The following is a 14,020-nucleotide window of genomic DNA, read 5'->3' as shown; positions in this document are numbered from 1 at the left end:
AATTATTAAAAAATTGAATGTGTCAATCTTTTTATTTGGATTAAAAATTATAATTAAGGCTTAGCCCTACGTTTGTTTTAAAGTTGAGACTGTTTTGATAAAGAGTAGGTTTTACTGACAGTCGATCGTCTACGTTAAATTGCATTAATGCCGCATCTACATTGGCATCAATAATATTTAAAACATAAAAACCTACCACGAATAAAGAAGATAAATCACGATTACGCTGGTAAAATTTTTGCCCTGCAATTAATCGGGCATTGTCTAAGTATGAAAATTCTTCGCTGGTATGTCCTTCTAATCTTCGTTTGTATTCATCTCTAAATTGATGGTATTTTTTATTACTGTCAATATAAAAATAAAGACTGGTTCCTATGGCGCCATAAACCAAAGGGATTTTCCAATATCTTTTATTATAAGCCTGACCCAAACCAGGTAAAACTGCCGAATAAAAGGCTGCTTTGGCCGGTGTTAATGGATCAATGTCTATTGACTTTAAAGTATCTTTAGCTACTACTTCTTGCTTGGTTGTTTTTTGTGCCAATGCAGCGGTATTGCTTAAGATAATAAGAAATAGTGTTATGGAAATAAATTTGTTCACTATCCCTTTATTAATTCAATAATTCGGTTAAAATCTTCTTCAGATCGGAATGGAATAGTGATTTTTCCTTTTCCATTAGTAGCTACTTTAATGTCAACTAAGTTTCCAAAATAATTATTGAAAATTCTTTTATGAGTTTCATCTATATCAAAAGAAGCTGCTTTTGTTTTTTCAACAGCAGGTTTTGGTTTTAGACTATCGTGGTAGTTTTTTACCAAAGCTTCGGTATCGCGAACTGAAAGATTCTGACTTACAATTTTTTGGTAAATATCAGTTTGTGCGTCTAAATCTTCAATGTTAATGATGGCTCTACCGTGTCCCATGCTGATAAAACCATCGCGAATACCGGTTTGGATAATCGGATCCAGTTTTAAAAGTCTTAAATAGTTGGCAATTGTAGAACGTTTTTTACCTACACGTTCGCTCATTTGTTCCTGAGTTAGTTGGATTTCATCCATTAAACGTTGGTACGAAAGTGCTATCTCGATGGGATCTAAGTCGTGACGTTGGATATTTTCAACCAAAGCCATAACCAAAGATTCGTTGTCATTGGCAATCCTGATGTAAGCAGGAACAGTCGCCAATCCTATTAATTTTGAAGCACGCAAACGACGTTCCCCAGAAATTAACTGGTATTTGTTGAAATCTAATTTTCGAACTGTAATAGGTTGAATTACACCTAATTCTTTGATAGAAGTGGCTAATTCTTTTAAAGATTCTTCGTTGAAATTACTTCTAGGCTGAAACGGATTGATTTCAATAGCGTCAATTTCAAGTTCAATGATATTTCCAACAACTTTGTCTGCATTTTTATCTTCTACAGATTTGATATCGTTATCCGGGTCTTTTAATAATGCCGATAAACCTCTTCCTAAAGCCTGTTTTTTTATCGCTTTTGTCATAAAATTATTGGATATTTTTCTTTATAATTTCCTGAGCAAGATGTAAATAATTAGTAGCACCTTTACTGGTCGCATCATAGTTGATGATGCTTTCACCAAAACTAGGAGCTTCACTCAATTTTACATTTCGTTGAATAATAGTTTCAAAAACCATATCGTTAAAATGCTTTTGTACCTCTTCAACCACCTGATTGGATAGACGTAATCTGGAATCATACATGGTTAATAATAAACCTTCGATGTCTAAGTCCGGATTGTGGATTTTTTGTATACTTTTTATAGTATTCAATAATTTGCCTAGACCTTCCAAAGCAAAATATTCACATTGGATAGGAATAACCACAGAGTCAGCAGCCGTTAAAGCATTTAGTGTTAATAAACCTAGAGAAGGAGCACAGTCGATAATGATATAATCGTAGTCGTCTTTTACACTTTCCAATGCTTTTTTAAGCATGTATTCCCTATTTTCTTTATCTACCAATTCAATCTCGATAGCAACAAGGTCGATGTGAGCCGGAATAACATCTACATTAGGAGCTGTACATTTTACAACAGCTTCTCTTGGAGTGTTACTGTGTTCCAGAATTTGGTAAGTCCCAATTTCTACACTTTCCACATCGATACCTAATCCGGAACTAGCATTGGCTTGAGGATCAGCATCTATTAATAATACTTTTTTTTCTAAAACACCTAGGGAAGCAGCAAGATTTACAGATGATGTAGTCTTTCCAACGCCTCCTTTTTGATTAGCAATCGCAATGATTTTGCCCATTTATTTTCTATAATTTTGAACGGTAAAAATACAATTTATTATCGTTTCTGAAAATCTATTTTGTTAACATTTGTTAAAGCTTGATTTGAGGAGTTTTTAGAAATTTTGATTTGCATTTTCGACTAATTTTAAAAATCAGATTTTATTTTTAATAATAGTTTGCAGAAGTTAAAAAGAGTTGTATATTTGCAGCCGCGTTACGGGGTGTAGCGTAGCCCGGTTATCGCGCCTGCTTTGGGAGCAGGAGGCCGCAGGTTCGAATCCTGCCACCCCGACAGAAACCTTCTTGTGAACCAAGAAGGTTTTTTTATTTGTCTATGTTAGGATAATAAAAACTGATTATTCTAGTCTAATTTTCCAATAATAAAAACTTACTTTTGTGGTGTTTTTAAAATTAAACCTTAATTATTATGTCTGATACAATCGAAAAAATAAAATGTCTTATTATAGGTTCAGGTCCTGCGGGTTATACTGCAGCAATTTATGCGGCCAGAGCTAATATGCATCCAATTTTATACCAAGGAATGCAACCAGGTGGTCAATTGACTACAACTAATGAAGTAGAGAATTTTCCTGGGTATGTTGATGGAGTTACAGGACCGGAAATGATGGTGCAGTTGCAAAAACAAGCGGAGCGTTTTGGAGCTGACATTCGTGATGGATGGGCTACTAAAGTTGATTTCTCAGGAGATGTTCATAAAGTATGGATTAATGATACTATCGAATTGCACTGTGAAACTGTAATTATTTCTACTGGAGCTTCGGCAAAATATTTGGGATTGCCATCTGAACAACACTATTTACAAATGGGTGGTGGAGTTTCGGCTTGTGCCGTTTGTGATGGGTTTTTCTATAGAAATCAAGAAGTGGTAATTGTTGGGGCAGGAGATTCAGCTTGTGAAGAGGCTCATTATTTATCAAAACTTTGTAAAAAAGTAACTATGTTGGTGAGAAGTGAGAAATTCAGAGCTTCAAAAATCATGGAAGAACGCGTTCGTAGAACTGAAAATATCGAAATTTTATTAAACCACGACACAGTTGAAGTTATAGGAGATGGCCAGGTAGTGGAAGCTATCAAAGTATTGAACAAAACTACAAATGAAACCTACGATATTCAGGCAACAGGTTTCTTTGTGGCTATTGGTCATAAACCAAATACAGATATTTTTAAAGATTATTTAACATTAGACGAAACAGGATATATTATCAATACTCCGGGGACTGCAAAAACTAATGTTGACGGTGTTTTTGTAGCTGGAGATGCTGCTGACCACGTGTACCGTCAGGCAATTACTGCTGCGGGTACTGGTTGTATGGCTGCTCTTGATGCTGAAAGATATTTGGCTGGAAAAGAAGTAGTAGAAAATGTATTTACCGATGTCGATTCAAGTAAATCTTAAATTCATCACTAATTTGATTTTTTGATGATCCAAAGGGCGTAAAAACCTTAATGATAATAAAAAGAGGCTGTTTCATTCTTGTGAAACAGCCTCTTTTTTGATTTAGAGAACTTTCTACAAAGTTTGTTTTTTAGATAATTTGGCCTTTTCGGTAAATTTATTCAGTTCTATTTTAGCATCGCCATAAAGTTCGACTTCCGATTTTTCGCTGGCATTAATAAGGATGTCTTTTTTAGAATTGATAATAGCCTTACTTTGTCCTTCGGTAATCAATTCAATGCTGTTTATTTCTAATTTCGGGGCTTCAAGAACAGCATTGTTTTCTAATCTAATGATAGAAGTATTCGCTGTTCCTTCGATTTTAGCCTTTGTTTTTTGGTACATATCTAAGGCTAAATCATTAATTGTTATCAAGGATTTTAATTCGGCATCTTTAATTAGCTCGATTTTTGCTTTTTCGCTTTTCAAATTCAATTCTATTTTTGAATTGCCATCCGCCTGTAAAACAAAATTCTTTGTATTGGCATTCATGAATATTTTAGAATTGTCAAAGCTTTTAATGCTTAGATTATTTGTTAGAATTTCCTGGATTACATTAATTACCGCATCATTTTTAGAAGTGATAGAATTCAACAGTTCAGTGTAAGTTATTTTTACTTTTAAAGATTTGCTTTTTATCACTTTTTTAGAAGTTGAAAGATGCAGCACGTTATCGGTAACGTCAATATCAATAACGTCAATTAAATTGTCATCGGCTTCTATTTTTATTTCGGGATATTCTCCTCTTTCTAACGAAATGATTAGGTTGTCTTCGACTTCAATAGCGCTAAAGTTTTTTGTGTTTTTTTGTTTGTTTATTATTGTTTTCGAACCGCTTATTTTTTCTTTTTTCTGAGCCAAAACAATTGTTGTGGATAACAATACTAAAAGTAGAACGCTAATTTTCTTCATGACCATTTTTTATTTAGGTTGTATACAAATATAAAGAAATCGCCTATTAGTAATGGGCGATTTCTGGTTTTTTAATGAGTATTTTTGTTATTTCTGGCTGATGTCTCCACCGGAACTTGTTGATTTTTCAATTTGTTTAGGATTGTTGTTGTATTCAATTTTTCCTCCGCTACTGGCGTCTGCTTTTAGACTGACAATAGGATGAATGCTTATTTTTGAACCGCTCGAAGATTCAGCTGTAATGATGTTTACCAGTAAATCTTCGGCCTCTATTTTACTGGCACTTGTAGCTTCAGCCTCTAAATTGAGAGCCATTCCTTTAATGTCAATTTTGCTGGCGCTACTACTATTGGTTTTAATATTATCAAAAGCCAGTTGAGCTTCTATTTTTGCTGCGCTGGAAGCGTTCAAACTGATGTTTTCTCCCTTTAAAGTGCTTTTTGTTTTTATTGATGAAGCGCTACTTGCTGTAAGTTCTTCAATAAAAGGCATTTTTATAAAAACTTTTTGTCCATGATGGCTGCTGTAATTTCCGTTTTTCCGACTGATAATCAGATTTCCATTATTGATTTTAGTAATAATGCTGTTTTGAAGATTATCATCGGCTTCAACTAAAATTTCGGCTTTGTCAGCCTGCTCAATAACAACTTCGATAGCACTGCTTACTTCTATGCTTTTAAAGTTTTCCGTAATCTCTCGTTTTTCGGTAATTAAGTTTCCGCTTCCTTTTATGGTATGTTGATTTCGATTGTTACAGGAAATCAATAGCAGCGAAGCAAAAACAATTATGCTTTTTTTTAAAGTTGTCATCATAACTAATTGGTTTTAATGATGATACCATCCTCGTTAATTTTCAATTCGTGAAGATGTGTTTTAGAATTTACTATAGTGTCAGTTATTTGATTGTTATCTTCTGTATTTTTATTATTCGAACAATTCAAACACATTACTTCTGAGTGACTTACTTTATACAATGGTTCGTCAGTATCATAATCTAAATCGAAAAAGTCATCGTCAGATCGGTCGTAATCATTAACACTGGAATCTACTTTAAAAAGCGTTCCTTCGGTTAGATATAAGGTAATTTCTATTTGCTGGTTTCTGAATTTATTTTTTAAATCGGTAAGCAAGTAATTGTCAAAAACAAGTTGGTTTCCAATTATTTTGTACTGGTAACGAATTTGATCTGCCTTTTGTCTGGCTTCTGAAAACGATTTTCCTTTGGCTTCTTTTTCTATTTGAATGTAAGAGTAATTTTCGTTTGATTTTTTTATTCTAAAACGCACCTCATTCGAGTAAATAATATCGTTATTAGTCGAATCTTGGGTAATTTTAAATTCGGCACGATCATAAATGTCTTTGGCAAAATAATCATTGTGTATGAATTTAATACGCAAGGTATCTTTTAGAGGAATGTTCAGGGTTTCTTTTTTTACCACGCGACCATCCATTGCAAAGGCTGAGGCTTGTTTTATTCCTAAGGAAATTGCTAAAACAATAGCGATGAGCCAGAGTGCTAATAAAGTATATTTGGCAATAGGACCAATTGATTTTGTGTTGGGCGCCAATAACTTAAATCCTAATAAGGTTAGGAAAAAGAATGGGATTCCAACGGCAAAAAACATTAATAAGCCAAAAGCCCAGATAGGATAATCTGTGAAATTACCGGTTTCTATAAATCCTTGCCAAGGAAAATCAATGAATGTATTGGTTCCCAAGGTGAAAACGCCAACTAATAAAAAGACTAATGTGGTTAAACCAGCAATTATCAGTATGATTCCAAGAAATTTAGCTATGATTTTGAAAACACTGATGATAAAATTTCCTAGCGAATTCCCAACTTTGTTGGCATTTTTTTTTATCTGATTTCCATATTTATCATAATCGGCATTTTTAATTTTGTCGGAAACATTTTCAAATTCTTCCCTAACTTTTTTTTCGATATTCGAAATGTTAACAGGTTCTCCGGTCATTTCCAGTTTTTCAGAAGTGGTTTGGGCTTCTGGAGTTACAATCCAAAGAATGATATAGGCGAATATTCCTGTTCCAAAACCAAAAAACACAAAGAGTACTAATATCACTCTAATCCATACGATATCAATTCCAAAATAATGGCTCAATCCGGCTGCCACACCACCAATCATTCCTTTTTCGCTATCGCGGTATAGTTTTTTTGATTTTCTTGAAGGATTGTATTGGTATTGATTTTCGAAATTTTTAGGTTCATCTTCAATGATGTAATCCTCAGGTTGTCCCATTATGGCAATAACTTCATCCACATCTTTTAAACCCACTACGTGTTTTTCGCTTTTTTGTTTTTCGTTCAACAATTCAGCAATTCTCATTTCGATATCTTTAATAACCTCGTCTTGACCAGTGGAGTTAGCAAGAGAACGTTTTATGGCGTCAAAATAACGGGATAGTTTTTGGTATGCATCTTCGTCTATATGAAAAAACATCCCACCTAGGTTTATGTTTACAGTTTTGTTCATGACTCTGTTTTTTGATTTGTTATTAAATTTACAGCATTAGACAATTCAGTCCAAGTACCATTAAGTTCGTTTAAGAAAGTTTGTCCGGTTTCTGTGAGACCATAGTATTTTCTAGGTGGTCCAGAAGTTGATTCTTCCCAACGATAGGTTAATAATCCGTCGTTTTTTAGTCGGGTTAGTAAAGGATAAATGGTACCTTCGACGACTAATAATTTTGCGTTTTTTAATGTCTCTAATATTTCGGAGGTATAGGCATCTTTTTCTTTTAAAACAGATAAGATGCAAAACTCGAGAACACCTTTACGCATCTGGGCTTTTGTGTTTTCAATGTTCATGATTTGTCATTTTTTTTACTTAATAAAGTTTATCGTTAGAGGATAGTTGTATTTTTCTCCATTGGAAGCATTTATAGCCCCGATTATGATTAAGAAAAACTCAACTATTTTTAATAATACGACTAATAATAGTGATACGATTCCTATGGTTATTAAACCAATATTCTCATCCATATTAATCTTGTCCCAAAAGAAGTCATGATTGTTTAGTAGTTCGTTCCAATTCATATTACTTAAAACTACTGTTGCAAAAGTGGGAACAGCAATAAGAATAAATACAATCGAATAAAGCAATAAGCTAAGCTGAAAATTGATTACTTGCTTTCCATTATAATCTATAAATTCCGATTTGTCTTTTTTACTACTCCAAATTATTATTGGAATAATAAAATTTCCAAAAGGGATAAAGTACTGGGACAGCGCACTTAAATGAGTTAATGCCGCTATGGTTTTTTCGTTTTTGGTTTCCATTTTAGTAGTATATAGTAATTTCTTATACAAATATATGTCTTAAAACAGGTATTGTGTATTGCAAAGTACTAAATGTTAACAAAAAATTAACTAAAATAAATTAAATCGAGAGAACTAATTATTTTGTATATTGGTTTAAAACCCAATACAATGAAACTCACAACTACAAAACTCAATCGTTTTTTATTGTTCAAATTACCCTCGGCATACATTTGTGGAGTGCGGGTAAAGGAAATAGCTTTTGATAAATGTAAGGTATCAGTAAAACACCGATGGATAAACCAAAATCCATTCAATTCTATGTATTTTGCTGTTCAGGCTATGGCTGCCGAATTATCAACAGGAGCTTTAGTGATGTTGCATGTTCAAAATTCTAATCGAAATATAGCCATGCTTGTTGCCAGTAATAAAAGTAAGTTTACTAAAAAAGCAACCGGGAGAATCACTTTCGAATGTCAAAATGAAAACCAAATAGAAACGGCTATCCAGAATACAATAGCAACTGGAGAGGGACAAACTTTTTGGTTAAAATCTATTGGAGCAAATGAAAGTGGAGAACAGGTTTCTGAAATGGATTTTGAATGGACGATAAAATTAAAGCAATAATAACAAGCGGTATAAAATAAATTGTACCGAGCCTACGGCTCTTTTTTTGTATTTTGACTTATAAACTGGACTAAAGTCCAGCCTTATAAAATAGTTCGAGCTTATGGCTCTATTATCTAAGTGTGGTATTATTTGTACTTCTTTAATTGATGTTTGGGGAAATTCTTTGATTTTATCATTTTACCCGAGTCGGTAATTAGGATAAAGCTGTAGTCAGGATATTTATTGAGTAGTTTTATGGCTTTTTTTTGTCCTAAAACCATAGCTGAGGTACTGAAACCGTTAGCCATTTCGGCATTAGGTCCCAAAACTGTTACACTGCACAAACCTGTTGCTGGATAACCTGTTGCTGGATTGATAATGTGGGAATAACGTTTACCATTAAAAACCACAAATTTTTCGTAAGAACCGGAAGTGATTATTGCTGTATTTTTTAACGATATAACTGCTGAAATGTCTTTAGGATGAAACGGATTAGTAATGCCAATATTCCAAGGTTTTCCGTTGGGCTGTGTACCCCAGACACTCATGTCTCCTGAGGCATTTACAATCCCCGATTTGATGCCTTTAGCAAGCATCATTTTCTGGCATTTATTGGTTGCGTAACCTTCGCCGAGAGCTCCAAATCCAATTTTCATTCCTTTTAATTTCAGGAAAATAGTGGAATTGATGCTGTCTAAAATAATGTTTTTATAGCCTACTTTTTCTACTGATTTTTTTATCGCTTCGGGTGTTGGCATTTCTGTCATCGAACCATCAAATTTCCAGATTCGATCCATAGCAGCAAAACTAATATCAAAAGCGCCATTAGTAATTTTAGAAAAATGGAGCGCTCTTTTAGTTAATTCAAAAACTTCCGTATCCACTTTTACAGGACGAATTCCCGCATTTTGGTTGACTTCGGAAACTTGAGAAGTAGGTTTCCAATCGGAGATTAGATTTTCAATTCGACTAATTTCGGTGATTATAATATCAATATTTTGTTCGGCTGAAAGAGAATCTCGAGCTACAATACTAATATCAAAACGTCCTCCCATAAGCATAGTCGTTCTTTTTCGTAAGACTTGCGAATGACAGGAAAAACCAAATAACAGAAAAGTAAAAAAGCTTACAATTATTAAGGATTTGGTTTTCATTGGAGAAGATAAATTAAAATACTATTAGTAACAATCAGTCAGAATTTGTCCTTTGGATTTGTATTCAGAAAGTGTGGTGTTGTTTCTAGTGATGCAAATACTATCCAACACGCTCTCAACATCAAACTGCATGGCTAGTGCGCCACAAATCATGATCACGCCGCCATCGTTTAATAAATTGGCAAAGAAATCAGCATCTATTTTGATTAAATCCATTACATAATGATGGTTTTCTTCACGGGAATAGGCCAAATGAAAATTATGTAATCGCTGTTTTTGTTTCATTTCAGAAGCGAAATCCTGATAATGAGCTGTGATTTCAGTTTTTTGGCGGAAGCCGGAATACAAATGAATTTCGGTTTTTTTCTTGTTTTGAGCAATCATTCCAAGAAAAGGAGCAATACCTGTTCCATTGGAAATCAGAGCTACTTTGCTTGCTTTTTTCGGAAAATGAAAAGCATGATTATTGATAATTCGGGCTTTAATTGTTTTGCCAGCTTCTAAATTGTTTAAAAAGCCAGAACCCAAACCATGAGGATGTAATTTTATCGCCAATTGAATATTTCCTTTGATATTAGCGATAGAATACAAACGTTCTCTGTTGTCATTGGCAGGATAAATTGCCAGAAGATCACCCGATGTGAATTTGCTTCGCATTCCGGCACGCAAAGTCAGTAAAAAGGTTTGGTCTGCATCGGCAATAGTTGTTTTTTCCAAAACCATCAATTGTTCTAATCCTTTTGGAATATGATTGTATAAAGAAGGAGTGGTAGCTAGTGGAATTTCCGTTTTTGTATTCCATAATTTGATCCAATTTACAAACTCTTCAGCCGATTTGTCGTTTACTGTTTGTAAATCTAAAAATCGGTTTGCCCAGCTTTGTGTTGCCAATAGCGTATCAATTTCGCGTGCATAACCACAAAAATCAGGATAGGATTTAGAACCGAAACCAATTACAGAATAATTGATTTGTTGTTGCTGTTTTTGTTTTTCTAAAAGCGATACAAATTTATTCGCATTAGAAGGAGCATCACCCAGGCCATAGGTTGAACTGAAAATCAATAAATGTTCGGCTTTTGGATAAAGCGTGTAATTATTCAATTGGGCAAGATGTGCTTTTTTACCTTGATCATTTAATTGTTTGAGGATGGCATTGGCAAATCGCAACGAACTTCCATTTTCTGAACCTACTAACAGGATGTATTGACTTTCGTTAGCTTTGAATTTATTTTTAATGCGGCTTTCTCTTCTTTTAAGAGTCATGGCAAAGCCGGAATAGATAAAAAACAGAATGTTTAAAGAAGCTAATCCAAGGATAAAAGCCCAGATGCTGTTAGCTCTTCCGGTGTGCAGATCCAAACTTAAATCGGATAAAAGTTTAGTTGTTGGAAATTGTTCTTCAGAAACTATTTCGTTAGAATATTGATTGACTTCTATTTTTCGGTCTTTTAATTCGAAGGTATAATAATCTTCAGCATCATCAGAAAAAGGGAATTCAATTTTAGTAACTTCTGCTAAAGAGGTGTTTTTTAAATCGAAAGTTTTTTTGGCGTTAGCTTCAGGTTTTTCTGTTTTGTTTTCTATTTCATCTTTATTTTCGAAAAGATGAAAACGTTCCATCGACAAAAAAGTCCCGGAAAGGGCTATTATCAGAATAGGAATCAAGGCCAAACGCCCGAATAAAACATGGTAATATTGGGCAAAATATTCTTTTATAATTTTAGAAAAGAAGTTGCGTAAACCCCGTTGTCTATTGAGCACAAGGGCGAAACCCGAAATTGCAATTAACAATAAAAGAAAAGCATTGATTCCGATAAAAAGACGTCCTGTTTCATGTAGAAATAAAGAGCGGTGCAGGCTGGTAATCCAATTAATGAAATCACTTTTTTTAGTTGGTGTACCAATAATTTTTCCCGTTGCAGGATTGATATATCCATTGACGTCGTTTCCATCATTATCAATAGCTTGTAGAGTTACAAACTGATTGTGGTCGATACTCAATTCGGTTATTTCGGGATAGATTTTGCGTAGCTTAGGCAAAGACTGAGCCAATGTAATATCTTTGAAATTTTCCACCCGATAAGACGGAATTTTCTGCTGTATGGCATCAACTGCAAGTATAGTACCTGTTGTGGATGCTAAGATTAAAAATAGAGAAGAAAATACCGCCAAAGCGAGGTGTGAGTACCGCCAAAAAGAAAGAGTCATCTAGTTATGCTGTTATATTTTGTTTAATCTTACGTAACGAATGTATCCTTTTCCTTCTGTTTTTTCGGACATAGCCGCCGTGGTAAGAGGCATTTCTAAATCGGAAGTATAATATTTCTGGTCTTCTACTGCCGATTCAAAACGCAATTTATAACCGCTGTTAATTTTAGAATTATCAATTTCGATAGTTGTAACGCTACGATCGCCACCTGTAACAGAAGCTCCTGTAATCGCGCTAATATTTGAAGGTTTTTTCGAATAGAATTTATGCCATTCTTTCAAACTTTTGTACCATTTTTTATCGTCTCCCATTACGTAAAGTGTTTTTTCGTAATCCCCTTTAGGATTTATTAAAGAGACAACTACATAAGCACCTTCGCCCATATAATTAGACATTTGAAGCATGCATTTGTATTTGCTGCTTTGAGCGGTAATTTGAAAAGATATTAGGCAGATAAATGCAGCTGTTAGGGCAGTTTTAAGTATTGAGTTCATTTTATTATTTTAAAATTTCAACTGAGACGTTGTTTTTGGTTAAAGTTTCATTTTCTTTAGCTAAGTCATAAGCACTTTCGTTAAAGTCAGTTTTAAGATCTTTTTTAGCTCCTATAGAAAGTAAGTATTTTAAAACAGTATCGTTTTTTGCAATCATGGCAGCTTTGTGTAGCGCAGTTAATCCATCTTTGTTTTTTGCATTAACATCAATGTTTAAATCGGCTATTTTTTTAAGCAAAGTTAAATCATTTTTTAGCACAGCAAAATGATAAAGAGTGCTTCCGTCTTTTTGAGCTTGTGCCAAGTTAAAACCATTATTTTGTAATAATTTTACTTTTGCGGCAAAAGGATCTTCTGTAGGTGTATTGCTGGATTCAGGCCCACGTCCTCCCATCATTTGTGGGTGATACGATTGAATTAAATAAAATCCCAGGTTGTTATTGTCTTTGTCTAAAACGTTAATGTTGGCTTTTTTGCTTAATAAAAGTTCTACCGCTTTTGGAGTTCCTGATTGGATTGCTATTGATAGCGCTGATTCTCCTTTTGCATTTTGAGTGTTGATATCTTTTACTTTAGGAAGTAATAATTCTAAAGCTTCAGTGTCTCTTCCAGCCGCAGCGTTCATTAAGGCAGTATTCCCGTCGTTATCTGCTTTGTTAATGTCAACTCCTTTATTGATGAAGTAATTGATAATTTCAGTTTGGTTTGCTTTACGCACTAAACTGTGTAAAACCGTTTCTCCATCAATTGAAATTACAGTTGGTTTTAACTTCAAATTTTCTACTAAATATTTGTAAACTTCAAAGGTATTTGCTTCACGACGAGATCCTTGAGAAGCAATGATAAGTGCGTTATCAGTATATTTTACTCCTTTTTCTAATAATGTTTTCAAAAGAGTTATATTTCCTGTTCTTGCAGCATAGTTAAATACAGTATTACCGTAGTTGTCAGTGTCTTTAAGAGACAATCCTTTAGATATGAAATAATTACTTAGGGTTAAATTTTTGTCGCTAGGAATCGCCATAAGCAAAAGATTTGCTCCATCCTTGTACTTTTTCTTTGGGTCTAATCCTGCTTTAAAAAAAGCATCGTAAATAGCAGTATTGCTTTGAGCACTGTTGGCGGCAGAAGTTATTGGAGTTGTTCCGTGGCTGTCTTCAAGGTTGATATCAGAACCTTTAGCAATTAAGTAATTTACTATTTCAACATTACCTTTTGTAGCAGCCCAATGAAGGTAGATGCGGTTATCATGAGTTGGTTTATTCACCGTGTTTCCAGGTTGTTCTAATAAAAATTTAATTGTTTCAGTTGGTGCATCATTGTTTATGGCATAAACTACTGCATCAAAAGCATTATTAGTACTTTCAGAAGGATTGTTTCCTTTTGCTATTTCGGCTTTTAGGGTTGCAACATCAGGAGATGTTTTCCAAAAAGATTGCTCTAATAATGAGTTTTTTTGTTGGGCAGTTGCTAAAAAAGTAGCCACTAATGCAAACGAAACAAATAGATTTTTATTCATTGTTTTTATTATTTTTCGATTAGATATAGTTTTTTATTTTTGGTTTAATCCGAATGCTCTATTTAGAATAAATAAAAATAGAGCAAATGTAGAAATTAAAACCATATTATCAATTACTAGATCGTTCTTTTT

At 33.9% G+C, this 14,020-nt stretch carries 14 protein-coding genes and 1 tRNA gene; 3 read left to right on the top strand and 12 right to left on the bottom strand.

Annotated elements, in window-relative coordinates; translation table 11 throughout:
* Nucleotides 1-40: 40 nt before the first annotated feature.
* Genes EOD40_RS06835 through EOD40_RS06825 form a run of 3 tightly spaced genes read right to left on the bottom strand, consistent with a single transcriptional unit; the run spans nucleotide 41 to nucleotide 2,275 of the window.
* Complete coding sequence (locus EOD40_RS06835) at nucleotides 41-601, bottom strand: DUF5683 domain-containing protein (RefSeq protein ID WP_231129591.1); 561 nt, start codon at nucleotides 599-601, stop codon at nucleotides 41-43.
* Nucleotides 601-1,503: a ParB/RepB/Spo0J family partition protein gene (locus tag EOD40_RS06830; protein ID WP_128194145.1), complete on the bottom strand. Its 903-nt coding sequence runs from the start codon at nucleotides 1,501-1,503 to the stop codon at nucleotides 601-603. The genes EOD40_RS06835 and EOD40_RS06830 overlap by 1 nt, the downstream gene beginning before the upstream one ends.
* A gap of 4 nt (nucleotides 1,504-1,507) precedes the next feature.
* Entirely contained in the window at nucleotides 1,508-2,275 is a 768-nt protein-coding gene (locus tag EOD40_RS06825) for a ParA family protein (RefSeq protein ID WP_128194144.1), read from the bottom strand.
* A 200-nt stretch (nucleotides 2,276-2,475) separates the two neighbouring features.
* On the opposite strand from EOD40_RS06825, the gene EOD40_RS06820 reads away from it, so the two are divergent.
* Both EOD40_RS06820 and trxB read left to right on the top strand, forming a co-directional pair.
* Nucleotides 2,476-2,550, top strand: a tRNA-Pro gene (locus EOD40_RS06820).
* A 135-nt stretch (nucleotides 2,551-2,685) separates the two neighbouring features.
* Nucleotides 2,686-3,675: a thioredoxin-disulfide reductase gene (gene trxB, locus EOD40_RS06815; protein ID WP_128194143.1), complete on the top strand. Its 990-nt coding sequence runs from the start codon at nucleotides 2,686-2,688 to the stop codon at nucleotides 3,673-3,675.
* Between the two features lie 114 nt (nucleotides 3,676-3,789).
* Here trxB and EOD40_RS06810 read toward each other — a convergent pair whose 3' ends face one another.
* The 5 genes from EOD40_RS06810 to EOD40_RS06790 form a co-directional block, all read right to left on the bottom strand.
* Nucleotides 3,790-4,626: a GIN domain-containing protein gene (locus EOD40_RS06810; RefSeq protein WP_128194142.1), complete on the bottom strand. Its 837-nt coding sequence runs from the start codon at nucleotides 4,624-4,626 to the stop codon at nucleotides 3,790-3,792.
* 87 nt (nucleotides 4,627-4,713) lie between these two features.
* Nucleotides 4,714-5,439 (bottom strand): head GIN domain-containing protein, encoded by a 726-nt coding sequence (locus EOD40_RS06805; protein WP_128194141.1) that lies wholly within the window; start codon nucleotides 5,437-5,439, stop codon nucleotides 4,714-4,716.
* A gap of 2 nt (nucleotides 5,440-5,441) precedes the next feature.
* Complete coding sequence (locus EOD40_RS06800) at nucleotides 5,442-7,118, bottom strand: PspC domain-containing protein (protein ID WP_128194140.1); 1,677 nt, start codon at nucleotides 7,116-7,118, stop codon at nucleotides 5,442-5,444.
* The gene (locus EOD40_RS06795) at nucleotides 7,115-7,453 is read right to left on the bottom strand and encodes a PadR family transcriptional regulator (protein ID WP_128194139.1); all 339 of its coding nucleotides are present in this window, start codon (nucleotides 7,451-7,453) and stop codon (nucleotides 7,115-7,117) included. Before EOD40_RS06795 ends, EOD40_RS06800 begins: the two co-directional genes overlap by 4 nt.
* 15 nt (nucleotides 7,454-7,468) lie before the next feature.
* Nucleotides 7,469-7,924: a DUF4870 domain-containing protein gene (locus EOD40_RS06790; RefSeq protein ID WP_128194138.1), complete on the bottom strand. Its 456-nt coding sequence runs from the start codon at nucleotides 7,922-7,924 to the stop codon at nucleotides 7,469-7,471.
* 150 nt (nucleotides 7,925-8,074) lie between these two features.
* On the opposite strand from EOD40_RS06790, the gene EOD40_RS06785 reads away from it, so the two are divergent.
* Nucleotides 8,075-8,530 carry a DUF4442 domain-containing protein gene (locus EOD40_RS06785; protein WP_128194137.1) on the top strand — a complete coding sequence of 152 codons (456 nt, stop codon included), beginning with the start codon at nucleotides 8,075-8,077 and terminating at the stop codon, nucleotides 8,528-8,530.
* Nucleotides 8,531-8,658: 128 nt separating this feature from the next.
* Here EOD40_RS06785 and EOD40_RS06780 read toward each other — a convergent pair whose 3' ends face one another.
* From EOD40_RS06780 to EOD40_RS06765, 4 genes are read right to left on the bottom strand one after another with little or no spacing between them, the layout of a single operon-like run.
* Nucleotides 8,659-9,666: an FAD:protein FMN transferase gene (locus EOD40_RS06780; RefSeq protein ID WP_128194136.1), complete on the bottom strand. Its 1,008-nt coding sequence runs from the start codon at nucleotides 9,664-9,666 to the stop codon at nucleotides 8,659-8,661.
* A gap of 24 nt (nucleotides 9,667-9,690) precedes the next feature.
* Nucleotides 9,691-11,874 (bottom strand): PepSY domain-containing protein, encoded by a 2,184-nt coding sequence (locus EOD40_RS06775; RefSeq protein WP_128194135.1) that lies wholly within the window; start codon nucleotides 11,872-11,874, stop codon nucleotides 9,691-9,693.
* 12 nt (nucleotides 11,875-11,886) lie between these two features.
* Nucleotides 11,887-12,369: a DUF2271 domain-containing protein gene (locus EOD40_RS06770; RefSeq protein ID WP_128194134.1), complete on the bottom strand. Its 483-nt coding sequence runs from the start codon at nucleotides 12,367-12,369 to the stop codon at nucleotides 11,887-11,889.
* 4 nt (nucleotides 12,370-12,373) lie between these two features.
* On the bottom strand, nucleotides 12,374-13,888 hold the full coding sequence (locus EOD40_RS06765) for an ankyrin repeat domain-containing protein (protein ID WP_128194133.1): 1,515 nt from the start codon (nucleotides 13,886-13,888) through the stop codon (nucleotides 12,374-12,376).
* Nucleotides 13,889-14,020 lie beyond the last annotated feature (132 nt).

Origin of the sequence: Flavobacterium sufflavum (assembly GCF_004016525.1) — a bacterium.
Lineage (GTDB): Bacteria > Bacteroidota > Bacteroidia > Flavobacteriales > Flavobacteriaceae > Flavobacterium > Flavobacterium sufflavum.
Note: the sequence above shows the minus strand (reverse complement) of the source record. Positions and strands in the feature narration are given on the sequence as shown.

What these genes read in the sequence shown, in the direction of transcription:
- EOD40_RS06810 (WP_128194142.1), bottom strand. Translation starts at nt 4,626, where the DNA reads ATGAAGAAAATTAGCGTTCTACTTTTAGTATTGTTATCCACAACAATT.
- trxB (WP_128194143.1), top strand. Translation starts at nt 2,686, where the DNA reads ATGTCTGATACAATCGAAAAAATAAAATGTCTTATTATAGGTTCAGGT.
- EOD40_RS06785 (WP_128194137.1), top strand. Translation starts at nt 8,075, where the DNA reads ATGAAACTCACAACTACAAAACTCAATCGTTTTTTATTGTTCAAATTA.
- EOD40_RS06790 (WP_128194138.1), bottom strand. Translation starts at nt 7,924, where the DNA reads ATGGAAACCAAAAACGAAAAAACCATAGCGGCATTAACTCATTTAAGT.
- EOD40_RS06770 (WP_128194134.1), bottom strand. Translation starts at nt 12,369, where the DNA reads ATGAACTCAATACTTAAAACTGCCCTAACAGCTGCATTTATCTGCCTA.
- EOD40_RS06765 (WP_128194133.1), bottom strand. Translation starts at nt 13,888, where the DNA reads ATGAATAAAAATCTATTTGTTTCGTTTGCATTAGTGGCTACTTTTTTA.
- EOD40_RS06825 (WP_128194144.1), bottom strand. Translation starts at nt 2,275, where the DNA reads ATGGGCAAAATCATTGCGATTGCTAATCAAAAAGGAGGCGTTGGAAAG.
- EOD40_RS06800 (WP_128194140.1), bottom strand. Translation starts at nt 7,118, where the DNA reads ATGAACAAAACTGTAAACATAAACCTAGGTGGGATGTTTTTTCATATA.
- EOD40_RS06805 (WP_128194141.1), bottom strand. Translation starts at nt 5,439, where the DNA reads ATGATGACAACTTTAAAAAAAAGCATAATTGTTTTTGCTTCGCTGCTA.
- EOD40_RS06795 (WP_128194139.1), bottom strand. Translation starts at nt 7,453, where the DNA reads ATGAACATTGAAAACACAAAAGCCCAGATGCGTAAAGGTGTTCTCGAG.
- EOD40_RS06775 (WP_128194135.1), bottom strand. Translation starts at nt 11,874, where the DNA reads ATGACTCTTTCTTTTTGGCGGTACTCACACCTCGCTTTGGCGGTATTT.
- EOD40_RS06780 (WP_128194136.1), bottom strand. Translation starts at nt 9,666, where the DNA reads ATGAAAACCAAATCCTTAATAATTGTAAGCTTTTTTACTTTTCTGTTA.
- EOD40_RS06830 (WP_128194145.1), bottom strand. Translation starts at nt 1,503, where the DNA reads ATGACAAAAGCGATAAAAAAACAGGCTTTAGGAAGAGGTTTATCGGCA.